At 66.1% G+C, this 19,764-nt stretch carries 23 protein-coding genes; 16 read left to right on the top strand and 7 right to left on the bottom strand.

Translation table 11 applies throughout. The features are described 5' to 3' along the window. Positions 1 to 17: 17 nt before the first annotated feature. From AAHH99_RS12940 to AAHH99_RS12920, 5 genes are read right to left on the bottom strand one after another with little or no spacing between them, the layout of a single operon-like run. Entirely contained in the window at positions 18 to 929 is a 912-nt protein-coding gene (locus AAHH99_RS12940; RefSeq protein ID WP_418768964.1) for a 1,4-dihydroxy-2-naphthoyl-CoA synthase, read from the bottom strand. Continuing rightward, positions 926 to 1,375, bottom strand: a complete 450-nt coding sequence (locus AAHH99_RS12935) for a nitroreductase family deazaflavin-dependent oxidoreductase (protein ID WP_418768963.1) — start codon at positions 1,373 to 1,375, stop codon at positions 926 to 928. Before AAHH99_RS12935 ends, AAHH99_RS12940 begins: the two co-directional genes overlap by 4 nt. Positions 1,376 to 1,385: 10 nt before the next feature. Beyond that, complete coding sequence (locus AAHH99_RS12930; RefSeq protein ID WP_418768962.1) at positions 1,386 to 1,583, bottom strand: hypothetical protein; 198 nt, start codon at positions 1,581 to 1,583, stop codon at positions 1,386 to 1,388. Positions 1,584 to 1,599: 16 nt separating this feature from the next. Further along, a complete protein-coding gene (locus AAHH99_RS12925; protein ID WP_418768961.1) occupies positions 1,600 to 2,286 on the bottom strand; it encodes an HAD family hydrolase in 687 nt (228 codons plus the stop codon). 10 nt (positions 2,287 to 2,296) lie between these two features. Continuing rightward, positions 2,297 to 3,499, bottom strand: a complete 1,203-nt coding sequence (locus tag AAHH99_RS12920; protein WP_418769618.1) for an RNA polymerase sigma factor — start codon at positions 3,497 to 3,499, stop codon at positions 2,297 to 2,299. A gap of 152 nt (positions 3,500 to 3,651) precedes the next feature. On the opposite strand from AAHH99_RS12920, the gene AAHH99_RS12915 reads away from it, so the two are divergent. Continuing rightward, positions 3,652 to 3,861, top strand: coding sequence for a hypothetical protein (locus tag AAHH99_RS12915; protein WP_418768960.1), 210 nt, complete (start codon positions 3,652 to 3,654; stop codon positions 3,859 to 3,861). Next, positions 3,845 to 4,447 carry a nucleoside/nucleotide kinase family protein gene (locus AAHH99_RS12910; RefSeq protein ID WP_418768959.1) on the top strand — a complete coding sequence of 201 codons (603 nt, stop codon included), beginning with the start codon at positions 3,845 to 3,847 and terminating at the stop codon, positions 4,445 to 4,447. The genes AAHH99_RS12915 and AAHH99_RS12910 overlap by 17 nt, the downstream gene beginning before the upstream one ends. A gap of 81 nt (positions 4,448 to 4,528) precedes the next feature. Here the strand turns inward: AAHH99_RS12910 and fadD8 are convergent, their stop codons facing one another. After that, on the bottom strand, positions 4,529 to 6,139 hold the full coding sequence (gene fadD8, locus AAHH99_RS12905; protein ID WP_418768958.1) for a fatty-acid--CoA ligase FadD8: 1,611 nt from the start codon (positions 6,137 to 6,139) through the stop codon (positions 4,529 to 4,531). A gap of 404 nt (positions 6,140 to 6,543) precedes the next feature. On the opposite strand from fadD8, the gene AAHH99_RS12900 reads away from it, so the two are divergent. The 14 genes from AAHH99_RS12900 (at position 6,544) to AAHH99_RS12835 (ending at position 19,222) form a co-directional block, all read left to right on the top strand. Then, positions 6,544 to 7,383 (top strand): MlaE family ABC transporter permease, encoded by an 840-nt coding sequence (locus tag AAHH99_RS12900; protein ID WP_418768957.1) that lies wholly within the window; start codon positions 6,544 to 6,546, stop codon positions 7,381 to 7,383. 1 nt (position 7,384) lies between these two features. Next, on the top strand, positions 7,385 to 8,239 hold the full coding sequence (locus AAHH99_RS12895) for an ABC transporter permease (protein WP_418768956.1): 855 nt from the start codon (positions 7,385 to 7,387) through the stop codon (positions 8,237 to 8,239). Continuing rightward, the gene (locus tag AAHH99_RS12890; RefSeq protein ID WP_418768955.1) at positions 8,240 to 9,706 is read left to right on the top strand and encodes an MCE family protein; all 1,467 of its coding nucleotides are present in this window, start codon (positions 8,240 to 8,242) and stop codon (positions 9,704 to 9,706) included. Then, the gene (locus AAHH99_RS12885; protein ID WP_418768954.1) at positions 9,703 to 10,758 is read left to right on the top strand and encodes an MCE family protein; all 1,056 of its coding nucleotides are present in this window, start codon (positions 9,703 to 9,705) and stop codon (positions 10,756 to 10,758) included. Before AAHH99_RS12890 ends, AAHH99_RS12885 begins: the two co-directional genes overlap by 4 nt. Beyond that, on the top strand, positions 10,751 to 11,797 hold the full coding sequence (locus AAHH99_RS12880) for an MlaD family protein (protein ID WP_418768953.1): 1,047 nt from the start codon (positions 10,751 to 10,753) through the stop codon (positions 11,795 to 11,797). The genes AAHH99_RS12885 and AAHH99_RS12880 overlap by 8 nt, the downstream gene beginning before the upstream one ends. 25 nt (positions 11,798 to 11,822) lie before the next feature. After that, positions 11,823 to 12,938, top strand: a complete 1,116-nt coding sequence (locus AAHH99_RS12875) for an MCE family protein (RefSeq protein WP_418768952.1) — start codon at positions 11,823 to 11,825, stop codon at positions 12,936 to 12,938. After that, positions 12,935 to 14,206: an MlaD family protein gene (locus tag AAHH99_RS12870; RefSeq protein ID WP_418768951.1), complete on the top strand. Its 1,272-nt coding sequence runs from the start codon at positions 12,935 to 12,937 to the stop codon at positions 14,204 to 14,206. The genes AAHH99_RS12875 and AAHH99_RS12870 overlap by 4 nt, the downstream gene beginning before the upstream one ends. Further along, positions 14,203 to 15,453, top strand: coding sequence for an MlaD family protein (locus AAHH99_RS12865; RefSeq protein WP_418768950.1), 1,251 nt, complete (start codon positions 14,203 to 14,205; stop codon positions 15,451 to 15,453). Before AAHH99_RS12870 ends, AAHH99_RS12865 begins: the two co-directional genes overlap by 4 nt. 26 nt (positions 15,454 to 15,479) lie before the next feature. Then, complete coding sequence (locus AAHH99_RS12860) at positions 15,480 to 16,142, top strand: DUF3329 domain-containing protein (protein WP_418768949.1); 663 nt, start codon at positions 15,480 to 15,482, stop codon at positions 16,140 to 16,142. Continuing rightward, positions 16,139 to 16,939, top strand: a complete 801-nt coding sequence (locus AAHH99_RS12855; protein ID WP_418768948.1) for a mannan-binding protein — start codon at positions 16,139 to 16,141, stop codon at positions 16,937 to 16,939. The genes AAHH99_RS12860 and AAHH99_RS12855 overlap by 4 nt, the downstream gene beginning before the upstream one ends. A gap of 20 nt (positions 16,940 to 16,959) precedes the next feature. Beyond that, a complete protein-coding gene (locus tag AAHH99_RS12850) occupies positions 16,960 to 17,514 on the top strand; it encodes a hypothetical protein (protein WP_418769617.1) in 555 nt (184 codons plus the stop codon). A gap of 17 nt (positions 17,515 to 17,531) precedes the next feature. After that, positions 17,532 to 17,786, top strand: a complete 255-nt coding sequence (locus AAHH99_RS12845) for a DUF3253 domain-containing protein (RefSeq protein ID WP_418768947.1) — start codon at positions 17,532 to 17,534, stop codon at positions 17,784 to 17,786. Between the two features lie 310 nt (positions 17,787 to 18,096). After that, the gene (locus tag AAHH99_RS12840) at positions 18,097 to 18,741 is read left to right on the top strand and encodes a hypothetical protein (RefSeq protein WP_418768946.1); all 645 of its coding nucleotides are present in this window, start codon (positions 18,097 to 18,099) and stop codon (positions 18,739 to 18,741) included. A gap of 13 nt (positions 18,742 to 18,754) precedes the next feature. Further along, positions 18,755 to 19,222: a hypothetical protein gene (locus AAHH99_RS12835; protein WP_418768945.1), complete on the top strand. Its 468-nt coding sequence runs from the start codon at positions 18,755 to 18,757 to the stop codon at positions 19,220 to 19,222. A 62-nt stretch (positions 19,223 to 19,284) separates the two neighbouring features. Here the strand turns inward: AAHH99_RS12835 and AAHH99_RS12830 are convergent, their stop codons facing one another. Further along, positions 19,285 to 19,743 (bottom strand): YciI family protein, encoded by a 459-nt coding sequence (locus AAHH99_RS12830; protein WP_418768944.1) that lies wholly within the window; start codon positions 19,741 to 19,743, stop codon positions 19,285 to 19,287. Positions 19,744 to 19,764 lie beyond the last annotated feature (21 nt).

Here is a 19,764-nt window from a genome sequence, read left to right as displayed (position 1 = left end):
TACACCGAAATCACGCGTCAGAAGTAGCGCGGGAAGCCGCTCCAGTCGGGGTCGCGCTTCTCCAGGAACGCGTCGCGGCCCTCGACCGCTTCGTCGGTCATGTACGCCAATCGCGTTGCCTCACCGGCGAACAGCTGCTGGCCCACGAGACCGTCATCGGTGAGATTGAAGGCGTACTTGAGCATCCGGATCGCCTGCGGTGACTTGCCGTTGATCTCCGAAGCCCACTGCAGCGCGACGGTCTCCAGTTCGGCGTGGTCGACGACCGCGTTGACCGCACCCATCGCATGCATCTGCTCGGCGGTATAGGGGCGGCCGAGGAAGAAGATCTCGCGGGCGAATTTCTGGCCGACCTGTTTGGCCAGATACGCGCTGCCGTATCCGCCGTCGAAGCTGCCGACGTCGGCGTCGGTCTGCTTGAACCGGGCGTGCTCGCGGCTGGCCAGCGTCAGGTCGCACACCGCGTGCAAACTGTGTCCGCCGCCGGCGGCCCACCCGTTGACCAGACAGATCACCGGTTTGGGCATGAACCGGATCAGCCGCTGCACCTCCAGGATGTGCAGGCGCCCGGCGCGCGCCGGGTCGACGGTCTCGGCGGTCTCGCCCGACGCGTACTGGTACCCGCTGCGGCCGCGGATCCGCTGATCCCCGCCGGAGCAGAACGCCCATCCGCCGTCTTTGGGCGAGGGCCCGTTGCCGGTCAGCAGCACCACACCGACGTCCGATGACATCCGCGCGTGGTCGAGGACGCGGTACAGCTCGTCCACGGTTTGCGGCCGAAACGCGTTGCGCACCTCGGGCCGGTCGAACGCGATGCGCACCGTAGGCCGCGGAACGCCGTCGACGACGTGGCGGTGATAGGTGATGTCGGTCAGTTCGAAGCCCTCGATGGGCTGCCACAGCGACGGGTCAAAGGGGTTGTCACTCACGGGGTTACCTTATCGATGCGGAAGACCGGGCAGCGACCGGCGAGCGCCTCGAACTCGTCGGGGTTGGGTCCGGTGACCAGTCCGGCACTCTTGATGAAGTCCACCCCGGTGGGCACCTTCGACGGGAACTCCCGCAGCAACGGTCGTGCATCGTCGACGGGCATCTCCACCATCCGCACGCGTTCGCTGCGGCGACCGATGTGCAGCGTGACCTCACCGGCGGCCCTGACGTTGGCGGCCCAGTCGGAGCCGGGTACCCCGCCGACCACGTAGCGCTGACCGTCGACCTCCATCGGGGTGACCGGGGTGGACCGCATCTTGCCGGTCTTGCGTCCCGGTACGGACAGTACGACGGGTCCTTTCTCGCCGAGGATGCCGAGCTTCTGTAGGCCGATCATCACCTTGTTGACGTACTTCAGCCACCAGGGCAAGCGAATGTCGGACATGGCGCAAACGCTACGTGATCGGGTCGACGCGGAACACCGGCAGACGGCCCGCCATCCCCTCGAGCTCGTCGGGTGTCCCGGTCTCCAATACCCCCGCCCGCGTCATCAGGTCGACGCCGACGGGAACCTGCGCCGGGAACTGCCGCAGCACCATCACCAACTTGTTGGCGTATTTGAGCCATCGCGGGGGCGCCATCCGATCGCCCATGCCGCCAGGCTATCGCTCAGACCGTGACGCCGTAGCCGGACAGCGCGGTCCGCAGACCGTCCGGGCGCTCGGCGGTCGGCAGCGGATCGACCAGCGCGAACCGGCAGCCCACCGCGCGGGCGCCGCCGTCGGCCTCGTCGCTGTCCCCGATCATCAACGCGGACGCGGCGTCCACGCCCAGCCGGTCCAACGCGTTCTCGAAGATCGCCGGGTCGGGTTTGACCGCGCCGACTTCGAAGGACAACACGAACTCGTCGACGAATTCGGCCGCACCGAGGGACACAAACGCTGGTCGCACGTCGAATGCGATGTTCGACACCACCGCCGTCCGGATGTGCCTGCGATGCAAGCCCTGCAGCACCTCGGCGGTGTCGGGATATGGAGTCCAGTTCATCGGGTCGATCAGCAGCCCGTACAGCGACTCGGCGTGCTCGTCGGCCAACCCGGACTCGCGCAGCACGTGCAGATACGCCTCCCGGTGGAGATGCGGCGCCAGATCGCGGTTCACCCATACGCGGTGAGCCTCCGGAGTCATCTCGACGTGCTGGCCCGTCGGCGCGGTCATCCGACGCATCAACTCGGCCTGCACATGGCCGTCGACCTCGCGGTCGTCGACCTCGATCCCGTGAAACCAGCTCTCGTCCTCCTCGAGCCGGAACAGCGTGCCCGAAAAGTCGAACAGGACCGCCTTGATCTCACTCATGGCGCCGATGCTACCGGCGAGCTCGACTAGCCTTGTCGCGCAGCACTTCCCGTTCCCGCTCGTTGTCGGTCATGGCGGCTGCCCGGTCGAACTCACCGGCGGCCTCGGCGCCGCGGCCCAACCGGGCGAGCAGTTCGCCGCGCACGCTCGGCAACAGATACGAGCCGTCCAAGCCAGTCAACGAGTCGACGATCTCCAGTCCGGCTTCGGGGCCGTCGGCCATCGCCACCGCCACCGCCCGGTTGAGCTCGACGACCGGCGACGGTGCCGCGCGAGCCAAGCCGTCGTACAGCGCGACGATGCGGCGCCAGTCGGTGTCGGCGGCGGTGGGCGCGGTGGCATGGCACTCCGCGATCGCCGCCTGCAGAGTATACGAGCCCCAGCCAGTATCCTTGCGCCGCAACGTGTTCGCGGCGCGCTCGAGCGCGGCCACACCGCGTTGGATCTGTGCTCGATCCCATTTCGCCCGGTTCTGGTCCTCCAACAGGATCGGCCTGCCGTCGCTGTCGGTGCGGGCGGCGAAGCGCGACGACTGCAGCTCCATCAGCGCCAGCAGGCCGTGGACTTCCGGTTCGTCGGGCACCAGCGCGGCGAGCACCCGGCCGAGGCGAAGCGCCTCGGTGCACAGCTCGTCGCGGATCCAGCGCTGACCGAACGACGCCGAATAGCCCTCGTTGTAGATCAGGTAGATCACGCTCAGCACCGCCGACAGCCTCGCCGGATACTCCGAGCGGTCCGGCACCTCGAACGGTACGTTCGCGGCCGAGAGGGCCTTCTTGGCGCGGGTGATTCGCGCGGCGACCGTCGCGGCGGACGTCAGGAAGGCGCGGGCGATCTCCTCGGTGGACAGCCCGCCGACCACCCGTAATGTCAACGCGATCCGGCCTTCGCGCGGCAGCACCGGATGCGCCGAGATGAAGATCAGCCGGAGTACGTCGTCGTCGATGCGGTCGGGGTCCCACGACTCCTCGACGTGGCTTTCGAGTTCGCGGGCCATCGCGGCGTATTTGCTGTCGAGATTGTCCTGACGGCGCCACAAGTCGATGGCCTTGCGTTTGGCTACGGTGGTCAACCATGCGCCGGCGTTGCGCGGTACACCCGTCGCTGGCCACTGCTCAAGCGCGTCGACGAGCGCGTCGGCGGCCAGGTCTTCGGCGAGCCCGACATCGCCGACCGAGCGCGTCAGTGTCGCGACGATTTTCGCCGCCTCCATGCGCCACACCGCGTCGACGGTCGCATGCACGTCGCTCACGCGTTCATTGTGCCGACGTGGGCCTCACGCCGGAGTTCGGGACGCGTAATCTACGGTTTTTCTGCGGCGTGTCGCAGCACTTTCGCCGAGCTCGCGACGGAAAGTTAGAAGGTATGACCCACAGGTTGGTCACAGCGTATTGGGATGGCCGCAAGGCATTCCCGCACACGCTCGTCAACCCGTACGCGGGACTGGGGGATCGGGCGATCGCGAGGATGTGGCGGCTGGGCTGGCAGCGGGCCGCCGACGAGCAGCGGGGCATTCCGAGCGAAGAGGAGCGACTGGCTCGCTTCGCCGCGGAAATCGATGCCCTCCTGGGCTAGTCGCCTCGACGCGCTGCGGCGCGGACAGCCCCGCGTCGTCCTCGGCGTCACGGGTGCGCCGGGTGCGGGCAAGTCGACACTGGCCGAGGCGGTCGCGACCGCGGCCGACGATGCGGTGTACGTGCCGATGGACGGCTACCACCTGGCCGACGTCGAACTGCAGCGGCTCGGCCGCCTCGACCGCAAAGGCGCCATCGACACGTTCGACGCTTACGGGTATCTCGCTCTGTTGCAACGCATCAGGGCCCAGGCCGACGAGACCGTCTACGCGCCGGCGTTCCACCGCGATCTCGAACAGCCCATCGCGGGCAGCATCGCCGTCCTGCCCGACCATCGCCTGATCGTGACGGAGGGCAACTACCTCCTCGACGACGAGCCCCCGTGGCCGGCGATCCGCGCCCTGCTCGACGAGGTGTGGTTCGTCGATGCTCCGCCCGACGTCCGCCGTCGTCGCCTCATCGCCCGCCACGTCGAGTTCGGTAAGTCAGCCGAGCAGGCTGAGGCGTGGATTCGTGCCGTCGACGACCCTAACGCCGCGCGCATCGAAACCGCCCGGAACGGGGCAGATTTCGTGGTCACGCCGTAGCCAACCCCCGCGAGCGACCGTGTCTGCCCGCCGACACGTCGCCAACCCGCGTGCAAAAGGGGTCGCTCGCAGCAGGAAAGGCTAGCCGACCGCGCGGTCGCTGCCCTCCCAGAACTGCGCGCGCACGGCCTTCTTGTCCGGCTTGCCCAGTGCGGTCACCGGCACCGAGTCGACGACGATCACCTGCTTGGGTGACTGCACCGATCCCTTGCGCTCCTTGACCGCCGCCTGGATCTCGGAGGTCATCTGCGCGACGGCCACCTCGGAGCGGTCGGCGTCGGGGCGCAGCACGACAACGGCCGTAACGGCCTCGCCCCACTTCTCGTCGGGTGTACCGATCACACACACCTGGGCTACCGAAGGATGTTCGGCCACAACGTCTTCCACCTCGCGCGGGAACACGTTGAACCCGCCGGTGACGATCATGTCCTTGGTCCGGTCGACGATGTAGTAGAAGCCGTCCTCGTCCTCACGGGCCAGATCGCCGGTGTGCATCCAGCCGTCATGAAAAGTTCTCGACGTCTCGTCAGGACGGTTCCAGTAGCCACCGGACACCAGAGGCCCCGACACGCAGATCTCACCGACCTCGCCCTGCGGAACCGGGTTGCCGTCACCGTCCAGCAGTGCTACGCGCGCGAACACGGTCGGCCGCCCGCACGACGTCAACCGCTTCTCGTCGTGATCGGCCTTGGCCAGGTACGTGATCACCATCGGCGCCTCGGACTGACCGTAGTACTGCGCGAAGATCGGGCCGAACCGGTCGATCGCCTCGCGCAGCCGCACCGGGTTCATCGCCGAGGCGCCGTAGTACACGGTCTCCAGCGACGACAGGTCGCGGGTGCGCGAATCCGGGTGGTCCATCAACGCGTAGATCATCGACGGCACCAGCATCGTCGCGGTGATCTTCTGCTCCTCGATCACCCGCAGCACCTCGGCGGGGTCGAACTTTGTCAGCACGAACAGCTCGCCGCCCTTGATGATCGTCGGCACGAAGAACGCCGCGCCCGCATGCGACAGCGGGGTGCACATCAGAAACTTCGGGCGCTCCGGCCACTCCCACTCGGCCAACTGGATCGTCGTCATCGTGGTGATCGACTGCACGGTGCCGATCACGCCCTTGGGCTTACCGGTCGTGCCACCGGTGTAGGCCATACCGCCGATGTGATCGGGCGGCAGGTCGGCGGCCACCAGCGGCTGCGGTGAGTACTTGGCGGCCTCGGCGGTCAGGTCGACGCCGACGCCCTCCAACTCGGCGGGCACCGGTCCGATCGTCAGCACCTGCTTGAGCGCGGGCACCTTTTCCAACAGCCCCTGCGCCCGCTCGACGAACATCGGATTCGGATCGATGATCAGCGACGTGACCCCGGCGTCGTTCAACACATAGGCGTGGTCGTCCAGAGAGCCGAGAGGGTGTAGTGCGGTGCGGCGGTAGCCCTGGGTCTGCCCGGCGCCGATGATCATCAGCACTTCCGGCCGGTTCAGCGACAGCAGGCCGGTGGCCGTTCCCGAACCCGCGCCCAGCGCCTCGAACGCCTGAATGTACTGGCTGATCCGCTCGGCGAGCTGTCCACCGGTGAGCGTGGTGTCCCCGAGGAAGAGCACCGGCTTGTCCTTGTTCCGCTTCAGTGCACCGACGGTGAGATGGCCGGAGTGGATGGGATGGCGCAAGAGGTCAACCTGGCTCATGACCATCAGACTAGAACGTGTTCCAGTTCCAGTCACCAGGTCCCCGGAAACGCTAGAACCGCGACGGCAGGTATCCGCGTTCGCGCAACCATCCGCTACACGCGGCCGGGTACCACTTTCCGCCGCCTCCTGGCGACGAGCGGTCCCCAAACACGAATTGAACGCCAGTCCTCGCTTCTGTCAGCACCTCGCATCACTTTTGAAAGAGGCGGTACCGGACCCACCCCCGATCGTCATAAGTTAATGTCCATCCTCATCGAGTCATATGTGAGGTGACGGGTCTCGTCGTCGGAGCAAATGCGACAGCCATCGCGACCTAGCAGAAAATAGTGAGTTTTGCTGCGGCGGCCTCAAGTCATAGTGAATGCTGCCGACAGGGGGTGTGAGCGTTAAGTGAACAGCGATTCAACATGACTGCACGTGGTGACGGAATAGAGGCCATCGGCGGCTGGGCCGGCGGCTACGTCAAACGCCATCCCCTGGCCTCGCTCGCGACGGTCGGCGATCAGTTCGTGCTGGGCGTGCGCACGGTGCAGTACATGTTCATCGACCTGTTCACCGGACGGTTCCAATTCTGGGAGTTCATCCGCCAGGCCGCGTTCATGGCGGGCACCGCGGTGCTGCCGACGGCACTGGTGGCCCTGCCCATCGGCGTCACCCTGTCGATTCAGTTCGCACTGCTGGCCGGCCAGGTCGGAGCGACCTCGTTGGCCGGCGCGGCCAGCGGGCTGGCGGTGATCCGGCAGGCCGCATCGTTGACCGCCGCGATTTTGATGGCCGCCGCCGTCGGCTCGGCGATCACCGCGGACCTGGGTTCTCGCAAGATGCGTGAGGAAACCGACGCGATGGAGGTCATGGGTGTTTCGGTGATCCGACGCCTCGTGGTCCCACGGTTCGCCGCGGCGATCATGATCGGCGTGGCGCTCACCGGAATGGTGTGCTTCGTCGGATTCCTCGCCAGCTATCTGTTCAACGTCTACTTCCAGAACGGAGCCCCCGGCAGCTTCGTCGCGACGTTCGCGTCGTTCACGACGACCGGCGACATGATCGTGGCGTTGGTTAAGGCGGTCATCTTCGGCGCCGTCGTCGCGGTGGTGTCGTGTCAGAAGGGATTGTCCACGCAGGGCGGTCCCACCGGCGTCGCGAACTCCGTCAATGCCGCTGTCGTCGAATCGATTCTTGTTCTGATGGTCATCAACGTCGCGATCAGCCAGCTCTACATCATGCTGTTTCCCAGGGTCGGTTTGTGACATGGCGTCGACGTTCGTACCGCCGCTGCTGAAGCCCTTCGTCGGGCTCTACGGCAAGATCTCAGGGCCGATCGGACAGCTCGGCCACATGCTGGTGTTCTTTGTCCGTGCGATCGCGGCCGTCCCGTTGGCGCTGCGGCACTATCGCTCCGAGTTCGTCCGGCTGCTGTCCGACATCGCTTGGGGCAACGGTTCTCTTGTGGTCGGAGGCGGAACCGCCGGGGTGGCGATCGTGCTCGGTGTCACCGTCGGCGCGCTCGTCGGCATCGAAGGGTACAACTTCCTCGACCTGCTGGGGTTGGGACCGGCGACGGGAATCATCTCCTCGCTGGTGAACACCCGCGAACTCGCCCCGATCGCACTGTCGTTGGCGTTCGCCACGCAGGCCGGTTGCCGATTCACCGCGCAGCTGGGGTCGATGCGCATCTCCGAAGAGATCGACGCCCTTGACTCACTGGCGATTCGGCCGATCCCGTATCTGGTGACCACCCGGTTGATGGCCTCGGTGGTAGCGGTCATTCCGCTCTACGTCGTGTGCCTGGCGGTCAGCTATCTGACGACACAGCTTGTCGTGCAAGTCATCAGCGGCGGTGCGACCGGCTCGTATCTGCACTACTTCACCCTGATGCTTTCGGGTCAGGACATTCTGTACTCGCTGCTCAAAGCGATCATCTTCGTGTGGATCGCGACGACGATCCAGTGCTACTACGGCTTTTATGCCAGCGGCGGCCCCGAGGGTGTGGGGGTCGCGGCCGGGCACGCCATGCGGGCCAGCATCACCGTGGTGATCATCGTCAACATGCTGCTCACCATGGCGCTGTGGAATGTGGACGCCGGGGCGAGGTTTGGGGGATAGGTGGCGAATTCCTTTGATCTGGACGGGCGGGGGCCGACCGATCGCCAATTGATCGGTGCTGGAATCGCCGTGGTTGTCGTCCTTTCACTGGTTTCGATCACGCTGCTGGTCAAGGCGACCGGACGGTTGGACCCTTTCGTCCGGGTGGTCGCGAATCTCGTCAACGTCGGTGACGGACTGCCGCAGCGCTCCGACGTGAAGTACCACGGTGTGCTGGTCGGGGCCGTCGATAGCGTGGTCCCCGCCGCGCACGGGGAGCCCAACTACGTCCACATCAACCTCGATCCCCACTACGCCCGCTCCATACCGGCGACCGTCACCGCCCGGGTGGTGCCCAGCAACGTGTTCGCGGTGTCGTCGGTGCAGCTCGTCGATCGCGGCGGCGGGCCGGGTCCGGCGATCTCCGCGGGGGCCAGCATTGCGGAGGACACCGAGCTGCCCACGGTGCTGTTTCAGACCACGATCAGCAAGCTGCGCGACATCCTGGCCGCCACTGGGCGGGGTCGCGAGGACAAGACGGTGGGCATCCTCGCAGCGGTGAACGAGGCCACCGAGAACCGCCGCACCGAACTGCTTGCCGGTGGCGCACAACTGAATCGGCTCATCGACCAGCTCGACGCGATCGTGGCCACCGATCCGGGGCCGACGACGGTGTCCGCGCTCATCGACGCCACCCGGGGCCTACAGGCGACCGCGCCGGAGCTCATCGACGCACTGCATATGGCGGTCGAGCCGATGCGGACCCTGGTCCAGCAGCGCGCCCAACTCGACGCCCTCATCAGCGGCGGGTTGCACACCATGGGAACCACGCACACCGCCCTGAACAATCACACCGACCGACTGGTCACGACCACCACGGAGCTGACCCCTGTCATGGGCATCCTGGCCGACACCTCGCACCACTGGCTACCGGCGTTCGTGAAGCTCAACGGATTGTCCGACAAGTTCTTCAACGAGGTGTGGCGGCCCGAGCGCGATGTCGGCAACATGCGGATGAACCTGTCGCTGACCCCGAGCTACACCTACACCAGGGCCGACTGCCCGCGCTACGGCGAGTTGCTGGGGCCGAGCTGTTACACCGCACCGTTGGTGGTCACGCGCCCCGAGTTGCCCGACGTGCTGTTGCCGCAGAACTACCAACCGCCCAAGGACCTCGCGCCTCCGCCGGGCACCGTGCTCGGCGAGAACGGGAACCTGGTCGCCGTCGGGCCGCCGCTGGTCATCCCGAACCCGAACTTGGCCGATCCGAATCCACCTCTACCGCCGTGGATGTCGCCTGCGCCGCCGGTACCCGGGACGGCGAACGACGCGCTGGTCCCGATACCGCCGCCGCCGGTGAACCAGTCGCCGCTGGCGCCGGTCGCACCCAAGCCGGGGGATCCGCCTCGGCCGGCTTCGGCGCCGCTGCTGCCGGGTCAGGCTTCGGCGCCGCTGCTGCCCGCCGAGGCTGGAGGTGGATCCCGATGAAGTATCGCGGCGCACTGGTCGGGCTGTCGCTGTTCATGGTGGTGGCCTTGACCCTGACCTGGCTCGTCTACGTGACGCTGCGCCGTGACGTGTCGGGGTCGACTGTGCCCTACGCGGCGGTGTTCACCGACGTCTTCGGCTTACGCGAGGGCGACGACGTGCGGATGGCCGGCGTCCGCGTGGGCCGGGTGGAAAGCATTGATCTCCAAGGCAAGCACGCGAAGGTTTCCTTCGTGGTGCAGGGGGATCAGCAGGTACTTGGCACCACCGTCGCGTCGGTGACGTACCAGAACATCGTCGGGCAGCGGTATCTCGGGCTGTCGCTAGGCAATCTCGGTGAGCCCAAACCGCTTCCACCCGGAAGCGTCATCCCCGTCGAGCAGACCGATCCCTCCTTCGACGTCGGCAGGCTGCTCAACGGATACGAGCCCCTGTTCAGCGTGCTCGACCCACGCCACGCCGACAACCTCACCAAGGGCGTTATCCAGTCGCTGCAGGGTGACGGGGCCTCGATCACCGCGCTCGTCGACCAGACCGCACAACTGACCGACGCGTTCGCCGGCCGCGATGAGGAACTCGGCGGGGTGATCACGGACCTGAACGTCGTCGTCGCCAACCTCGCCCGACACAACGACGACCTCGACCACATCGTCGGGCAAGCCCAATCGGTGGTCTCCACCTTTGATGCACGTCGTCCCGAGTTGGTGAATGCGATGGGATCCATAGCGAAGGTGATGCGCCAACTGTCGACGATCTCCGACGAGGTGTACCCGTCGCTTGACGAACTGGTCGAACGCGAACCGGGTTTTGCCCAGCACATGCTGAAGATCGAACCGCAGCTGGCCTTCGTCGGCGCCAATCTGCCGTTGATGCTGAAGGGATTTTCGCGCATCACCGGCGAAGGCACCTACGCCAACGCCTACGCGTGCGAGTTGGACGGCACCGCGTTCTTCCCCGGGCTCAACGATGTGACCCCGATCGTCGTCGATGCCGCCACACCCGGCAACAAAGCCCGTCACACCCCGAAATGCAGGAACATGGCCAATGGCTGATCGCACACTCAAGATCCGGCGCGCGCGGCGACCGTTGGAGAACTACAGCAAGATCTGGCTGGGCGTCGTCGCCGTCGCGGTGGTTCTGGTGCTCGTCGCGGCGCTGCTGTTGGTGCGGGTGGCCGACTTCGGCTACCGCCACTACACCGCGCGGTTCCTGCAAGCGGCAGCGCTGCAGGCCGGCAATCCGATCACCGTCGCCGGTATCCCGGTCGGCGAGGTGTCGAGCATGGAGCTCAAAGGGGACTACGTCGAGGCCGGTCTGAAGGTGAGCGACGATGTCGTGCTCGGTGAAGACTCACGGGCCTCGATCAAGATCACGACGATCCTGGGTTCACGGTATTTGGCGCTGTACCCCGACGGTCCGGGTTCGTTGCCCGACAACACTTTCGACCTGACGCACACCGAGGTGCCCTACGATCTGCAGGAAGCGCTGGCCGATGTCACGACCACCTACGAGCAGGTCGACTCCGACCAGTTCGCCGAGACGCTGGCCATCCTCGGTCGGCAGATGCACACGCTGCCCCCGGTCGTTCCCCAGGCGTTGGAGAACACCCACACCCTGTCGACGATTGTCGCCGAACGCCGCGACCAACTGGGTGAGCTGCTGAAGACCACCGAGCTCGTCAGCAGCACGCTGCGGCGTCAGCAGTCGACCATCGGCAGCCTGATGGACCAGGGGAACTCGCTGCTCGGTGAGTTCGTCGCCCGGCGCGCCACATTCCACGCGATGATGGACGCGCTCACCAACCTCGTACAGACGTTGAGCGGCATCGTGATCGAGGATCGCCCCGAGCTCGAAGAGCTGCTGGAGAATCTGCGGTCATTGTCCACTCTGCTCGGCAAAAACGACGGTATGGTCCGCAGCATCCTGCAGTCGGGTGCGGTGGCGTTGCGCAACATGGCCAACCTGACCGGCACCGGCAACGCGATCGACTTCAATGCCTCCAGCGGCCTGCTGGTCGACTCCTGGATGTGCGCAATCAGCGGTCGGGCAAAGCAGTTCAGCATGATCGAGTACTACCAGGACTGCAAGTGAGCCCGGCGCGACAGGAGTGGATGTGATGAGCACCAGGTCCAGGATCATCGCGGTGATCGCCGTCGGTGCGGTCGTGGCGCTGGCGGCTGTCGTCGTCGCGGTGAAGTTCGCCAAGGACCAGCTCGACACCATCACCATCACCGCCCAGTTCGAAAGTGCGGCAGGTTTGTACGAGAACAACGTGGTCGCGGTCCTGGGGATGCCGGTGGGCGAGGTCACGAAGATCACCCCCAAGGGTGGTTACGTCGAGGTCGACTTCACGATCGACAAGGACATCAAGGTGCCCGCGGATGTCCAGGCCGCCACCATTTCGAACTCGATCCTGACCGATCGCCAGATCGAGTTGACGCCGCCCTACCGGGGTGGCCCCACGTTGAAGAACCACGACACCATCGGGCTGAACCGCACCCGGACACCAGTCGAATTCGCCAGGGTCCTCGACACCCTCGACAAGCTTGCGGTTTCGTTGCGCGGTGACGGAAAAGGTAACGGACCGATAGCCGACGTCGTCGACGCCAGCGCGGCGATAGCCGAGGGGAACGGCCAGCAGATGAAGGATGCACTGGGCGAGTTGTCGAACGCGCTGCGGCTCAGTGCCGATCGCGGCACCGTGACGAAGGACCAGCTGACCACGATCGTGCGTAACGTGAGTTCGCTGTCGGATGCGGCTGCTCGCAATGACGCCATGATGCGCGAGTTCGGATCCTCGGTACGGGCACTGAGCCAGATACTGGCCGACGAGGACCTCGGCGGCGGCACGACGGGCAGGAAGATCAACGAAGTGCTGACCCATACCGGTGAGGTGTTGGAGAAGCATCGGGATTCGGTCAAGCATCTGGTCGCCAACGGTGACGTCGTCTTGAACACCGCCGTCGACCACGAACGAGATCTGATGGAGTTCCTGGATCTCGCGCCGATGACCCTGGACAACCTCTACAACGTCGCCGACCAGAAGAACGGTGCGCTGCGGGTGAAGGTGGTCACCGACAAGGTCCTGTTCGACAACCAGTTGATCAAGGAGGTCTGCAACATGATGGGTCTGCGCCAGTTGGGTTGTTCCACGGGGACGTTGCAGGACTTCGGACCCGATTTCGGGTTGACCTACATGCTCGACGGGCTCGCTGCGATGGGGCAGAAGTGACGACCGCCCGCAGGCGTGGTCGAATCGCCGCCAGCCTGGCCACGGTCTGCCTCACCGTCTCCAGTTGCGCCACAGATGGTTTGGCGAGCCTGCCGCTGCCGGCGCCCACTACTGGCTCCGGCGGATACCAGCTGACGGCCGTGTTCTCCAACGCCCTCAACCTGCCTGCGAACGCGAAGGTGAAACTGGCCGGCGCCGACGTCGGCCAGATGGAGGAGATGGTGGCCCGCAACTACACCGCCGTCACCACGCTGCGGATCATGGACGGGGTGCAGCTGCCGCAGGGCAGCACCGCCGAGTTGCGATCGGCCACCCCACTCGGGGATGTGTTCGTGGCGCTCAAACCGCCGAGCCCGGTCGCGCCGGGCACGCCGTTGCTCGAGAACGGCGACACCATCGGCCTGGAATCGACGGCGGCAGCCGCGACGGTCGAATCGGTGCTCAGTTCGGCGGCGATCCTGGTCAACGGCGGCGCGGTGCGCAACTTCACCAACATCATCAACGGGCTGGGGAAGGCGACGGGCGAACAGGGCGAGGCGTTCGGAACCCTCATCCGCAAGACCAACCGCACGCTTGGCAAGCTCAACGCGCGATCCGAAGAGATCTCGACCGCGATGACCGAAACCTCCCGGCTGGCCAATGAAATCGCCGCCAAGAACCAGGTGATTGCCGATGTCATGGCCGAAGCCCGCCCGGCCACCGACACCCTCTCCGCCCACACCACCCAGATCGCCGACTTCGTCACCCAGCTCGGCGACGTGTCCGACCTGATGCGCAGATTCCCGTCGATCGGTGGCACCGACACCAGCGGACGCAGCGTTATTGCCGACGCCAATACCGTTGCCCGGGCCTGGAACGACGTCGCGCTGGCCCCGGGCGCGACCCTCTATGCGCTCAACAGGCTCATGCCGCCGTTCATCAAGACGTTGTCCAGCAACGCGATCGCCTTGGATGCCAGCGTCGACAGGCTTGTTCTGGGATCGATCCCCGATATCGGGTACGCCGGCGACCCCGGGTTGCACGGGCCCAAGCGCCACGACTGGCATCAGCTTGTCGGGACGTTGCAGTACACCTTGTTCCGGCTGCAGGAGAGGGTGGTCGGCAAAGGGCCTGGCGTGCCACAGATTCCGGTCTTCCCCAGCCCGACCGAACCCGGGGAGATCATTGTGGCTCCCCATGCCGCGTCCCCACCCGCGGCTCCGCCGCCCGCCCCGCCGCCAGCGCCACCACAGGCACCGGCCGCCGCACCCGCCGGGGCTCCCCGATGATCGGCGGCGCGGCCGACCGGATCGTCGGCATTGTCCGGTTCGGGTACGCCCGCCGCGCCTGGCTGTCGGCGCTCGCGCTGGTCATGGCCCTCGTGATCGCCGGCGCATATGTGGTCTTCGGTGCGCTGCAGGTGAACCCGCTGGCGTCGAGTTACCGCCTCACGGTCGAATTGCCGGCGTCGGCGGGGTTGCTGCCCGATCAGGACGTGACGTTGCGGGGGGTGCGGATCGGCCGGGTCGAAAGGCTCGACATCACCCCCGGCGGTGTGAACGCGGTGGTGAATGTCAATGCCAGTGCGCAGATACCTCAGTCCGCCGCCGTGCGGGTTTCTGGGCTCTCGCCCGCCGGCGAGCAGTACATCGACTTCGTTCCCGAAGCCGCGACGGGCCCGTTCCTGGCCGACGGCGCCGTCATCGGCAAGGACAACGCCACCATCCCGGTGAGCCTGGCCGAGCTGTTGGCCAACGCCGACGGGGCGCTCGCCCAGGCCGACACCGAAAAGCTCGAGCTCATCCGGAGGGAACTGAGCATGAGTGAGGCCGGGCCGCAGAAGCTCGCCGACATCGTCGACGGCGGCACCTTCCTGTTGTCCACCCTCGACACGGTATTGCCGGAGACCAGTTCGCTGTTGCGGACCAGCCAGGTGGTGTTCACACTCGCCGCCGACAAGAACGCCGGAATCGACGTCGCCTCGGGCAATCTCAGCGAGACCTTCGCAGGCATCAGCAAGATGCGTGATGGTTACCGGCGGCTCACCGACCAGACACCGGGCGTGCTGAAGAGCGTCGACAACCTGTTCGTGGACAACTCCGACACCATGGTGCAGTTGTTGGGCAGCCTGGCCACCACCTCACGCCTGCTTTACCTTCGGGTGCCTGCGCTGAACGCGCTGTTCCCCAAACACCGCACCTCGGTGCTGGACGCGCTCGGCGCGGCGATGCACGACGGCGGCCTCTGGGGAACCGCTGAAGTCTATCCGCGGTACACCTGCGACTACGGCACGCCCAAGCTGCCGCCGTCGGCGGCCGACTACCCGGAGCCGTTCATGTACACCTACTGCCGCGACGACCACCCCGGAGTGCTCGTGCGCGGCGCCAAGAACGCGCCCCGACCGGCCGGCGACGACACCGCGGGGCCGCCTCCAGGCGCCGACCTCGGCCGGCAGATGGACCCGACCCCGAAGGGGCGCTACACGATCCCGACACCCTACGGTGGCCCGACACTTCCCATCGAGCCGCCCCGCTGACCGACACCGTCCGTTAGGAGATGAAGATGCCCGTGAGCACCGACCGCGACCGCGACACCGGCGAGGATACCGAGAGCACCCCCACGGCAAGCGAATCCGGAGAGACCACCACTGAAGCCACCGTCGACTCCGACGCGGCCGAACGTGACGCCGCGACCGATAACGAGACCGCCGACGACGGAGGAGGCGACGAGCCCCCCACCGCACGAGGCCGTCGCCGCCGCGTGCTGTGGGTCGCTGTGGTCGTGGCGTTCCTGGCGCTGCTCGGGACGACCGGATTTCTGGGTTGGCAACTGTGGCAGGAACGGCAGGTCGACGCAGCCGCCGAACAAGCTCGCCAAGCGGCGGTGACCTACGCGCAGACCCTGACGAGTATCGACTCGGCAAGAGTCGACGAGAACTTCGACGCGGTGCTCGATGGGGCGACCGGTGAGTTCAAGGACATGTACTCGCAATCCAGCACGCAGCTACGACAGTTGTTGATCGACAACAAGGCCTCCGCGCACGGTGTCGTACTGGACTCCGCGGTTCAGGAGGCCACCATGGACAGGGCCGTCGTGCTGCTGTTCGTCGACCAGTCGGTGACCAACACCAACGTGCCCGACCCACGGATCGACCGCAGCCGCATCAAGATGACCATGGAGTACGTCGACGGTCGCTGGCGCGCAAGCAAAGTCGAATTGCCATGAGGCGCCTGGCGGGTGCGGTCGCCGCGTCGCTGGTCGCCGCCACGCTTGTCGCCGCTCCGGCCGCGGCCGCGTCGGCGTCCTCGTTCTGCGGTGAGCTGGGCGGGCAGTGGGACGGTCAGTTCTGTACGACATCGGTGGTGTCGGAGCGCAAAGCGGTCCGAGACATCAAGATGGCGCTGCCCGGCGACCTCGTGGAGAATCCCGTAATTCGGGAGTATCTCACTAACCTGATGAACAATTGGCGCAATGCGGCGACGAAGATGGTCCAGAACAGCTTCGGAGAGCAGCACTTCCAGGTTTTCCAGCATGGCGCGGCGATGACGGCCGTCTTCCACGAGATGTACTCGGGTACGGTCGGTACCGACGCCTTGGCGCATCCGAATGCGCCCATCGTCAGCGACGCCTACCGCACCTTCACCTTCGCAGGCGGGCGGCAGTTGCAGCTGGCCGATCTGTTCAAACCTGGCATCGATCACTTCGCCGAAATCCCGCGCCTGGGTGCGCCATTCATCGTCGCTGCGCTCGACGCCGCACCACCGCCGCACCAGCCCGGCACCTATCCGTTCACCCCGGACCGCTGGACCCCTGACAAGGTCTACTCCGGCGCTTATAAGGCATGGGCACTGACACCCGACGAACTCGTCATCTACATGCCGGATTATCCGGTGGGCCGCGACCGCCCGACGAACTTCACGCCCGGCGCCATGCAATGGTCGATGGACGGCGGCACCGTGCAGGCACACATTCCGCTCAGCGCGCTCGCGCCGGTCCTGCGGCCCGAATACGGCGGCACCTGATCGTGTTTCGGCTACTGCCGATGATCATCGCCGCGGCGCTGGTGCTCGCGCCGACGGCCCGCGCCGAACCGGCCGCGCCCACACTGCCGGAATTCACCCCGCACCCGTCGGACTGGCAGCCCGACTACACCGTGTTCCCGTACAACCTGTGGCAGATTCGGGTCACCCCAGAACAGGTCACCGCCATGCGCGACTCCTGCCAGTGGTTCAACGCCCAGTACGACGAGCTCATGACGCAGGTCTTCGGATTCCAGCGGTTCCTCGACGATCACGACGACGACTGGTCGTCGCCGGGAATGAGCCAGGCCGGTGACGTTGTCGCCGCCAACCTCGATCAGTCCGCGGCGTTCCTGGACCCGCGCGCCCACACGCTCTTCATCATCAACTACCCGGACCAGAGCGAATATTCGCCGGTGTTCCACGGTGATTCGATGTACCGGCTGTGGTATCAGTTCACCCAGATCAGCGACAAGATCAAACGGCGCCTGCCATCCGGGCAGATCAACGCCAACATCGCGACCGCCAACGTCTACGGAGGGGTGATCCGCGACTCCGGGGTCTGCGCGGGCGCGTAACGCGTAAGGTACGGCCGATGAGCACCGATGCCAGGCAGCGGCTGCGCGAGACGATCCTGAAGCTCTCCCGTGAACGCGGCCCGGACAAGACGATCTGCCCGTCCGACGCGGCCCGCGTTGTCGGCGGTGACGACTGGCGCGACCTGATGGACGACGCCCGCGAGACCGCTCGCGACCTTGCCCGCGACGGTGACGTCGAGATCACTCAGAAGGGTGAGGTGCTCGACCCGAACGCGTTGTGGCGCGGACCCATCCGGATCCGCGCCACCTAGCAACCGTCGCCGCGAAATTGCATTCCAGCAGGCGCGCACTCGCTCTTTCGCTGCGGGAATGCAATTTCGCGCTCAGCGCACTCACGCCAAACGCTATGTTGCCCTGCACCGACCGATCACCGGCCCACTCTCGGTAGCGGGATCAGCAGCTCGTAAAGCAAGTTTGCCTGATTTGCTGTCGAAGCTAGTTCGATGAGTTAGCGTGCGACCTGGTCAATCCCATCGAGGAGGCAGGCATGGGTGAATATGCCGGTGCGTCAATAACGTTGGCCGTCATGTCACTCCTTCTGGCCGCGCAGAGGAGCGAGAGATGAGTTGGATCAGAGCCTCCGCAATCTGCAACGCTCTGACGAAAGGTGCTCTGGCCGGCGCTCTCGCGATCGTGGCCGCGACGGGTGCGGCCGGTCCGGCAATCGCGATGCCCGCCTCCGACGGAACGTCCATTGCGCCGGTGCCCCTCCAGCCGTCTGGGCCACCGACCGGGCCGGACGATCCCAGATGCATAACCCAGCCCGCGAACGCGGTGTGCCAGGGCGGCCCGTATGCGCCTGCTCCGCAGGGCCCTGCGGCTCCGCCACCCACGGGGGGAATCCCCACTGGCCCGGCTGATACCGCATGCATCAGTCAGCCTGCGAATCCGATATGCGCGGGCGGTCCGTACGGGCTGCCACCGCCACCGCCGCCGGCGTCGCCGATCGCGGCGCCACCACCACCGGCGGCGCCACCAGTCGCCCCACCGCCGATCGCGCCGCCACCGATGGCGCCGATCGCGCCGCCACCGATGGCGCCGATCGCGCCGCCACCGATGGCGCCGATCGCGCCGCCACCGTTGGACCCGGCGGGTGGCCTTGGCGGGATCGGTCATATCGGGGGAATGGACGGTATGGGCGGTATCGGGGGTATGGGCGGTATGGGCCACGTCGGCGGAATCGGCGGCATGCCCGGACATGTGTAATGAAAGGAACGGCATGACCACCACTCGCGAGCTGCCCGCGGCGATCATCCTGGCGGCCGGCGTAGCGATCGGGTCGGCAGGCACCGCATGGGCCGACGGGCCTGTTGCGCCTTCACCGGGCGAGCTGAGCGGTACCTACAGCTATGAGTCCGACACCGGCCGAGTCAACACCTGGGTGATCACGCCCTGCGGTCCTGGATGTGCCGACGTAGCCGTCACACCCGTCACCGATCCGCGGGTCGTGCCGTATGGCGGGCGTGCCCTGCTGAACAACGGGCGTTGGGACATGACCGTCCAGTACGCCCAGGCGGTCCGGTGCAAGCCGCCCCATGATTATGCGACTGTCCCTGGCACAGTGGTGTTTTCGTGGGAGGCGGCGACATTGAACGGCACTGCGGTCAACACCCAGACCGCCGCGGCTTGTGGTGATCCGGCCGGGGCCACTTATCAATCCGGCTTCAGTTTGGCGAAAGTCGTTTAGGCAGTGGGAAGCAGCGCTGCCCCACTGCGATACAGCGCTGCTTCATGGAAAGCCGAGCCGGATCAGCGGCCCGCGGCCTTGCGGGCCTGCTCCGCCGCCTTCTCGGCGAGGTCAGCGCGCCACTGGATCTCCTTCTGGATCCAGGGATTATCCTGCGGGAACTGGTCGGTCTCGCCGATCAGCCGAACCTCCAGCCTGACGCCAGGCCCCAGGGGGCACTTCTGGGCCCACTGCTTGGCCTCCTCCTTCGACGAGACGTCGATGATCCAGAAGCCGTTGAACAATTCCTTGGCCTCGGTGTACGGGCCGTCGGTCACCACCGGCGGATCGGAGTCGAAGTCGACGACGAAGCCGTCCTCCGGCCCGGCCAGGCCCTCACCGGCAAGCATCACACCGGCCTTGATCAGCTCCTCGTTGTACCGGCCCATCTGTTCGATGATCTCGCTGAAGTCGATGTCGGACTCGGCGAATCCGGCCTCGGCTTCGGGGCTCACTCGCATGATCAGCATGTACCGTGCCATTTTTCCGTCTCCTTCTGTCTG

This window comes from Mycobacterium neumannii (assembly GCF_048452905.1).
GTDB classification, from domain to species: domain Bacteria; phylum Actinomycetota; class Actinomycetes; order Mycobacteriales; family Mycobacteriaceae; genus Mycobacterium; species Mycobacterium neumannii_B.
The sequence above is the reverse complement of the archived record's forward strand: the minus strand, read 5'-3'. Positions and strand labels throughout refer to the sequence as shown.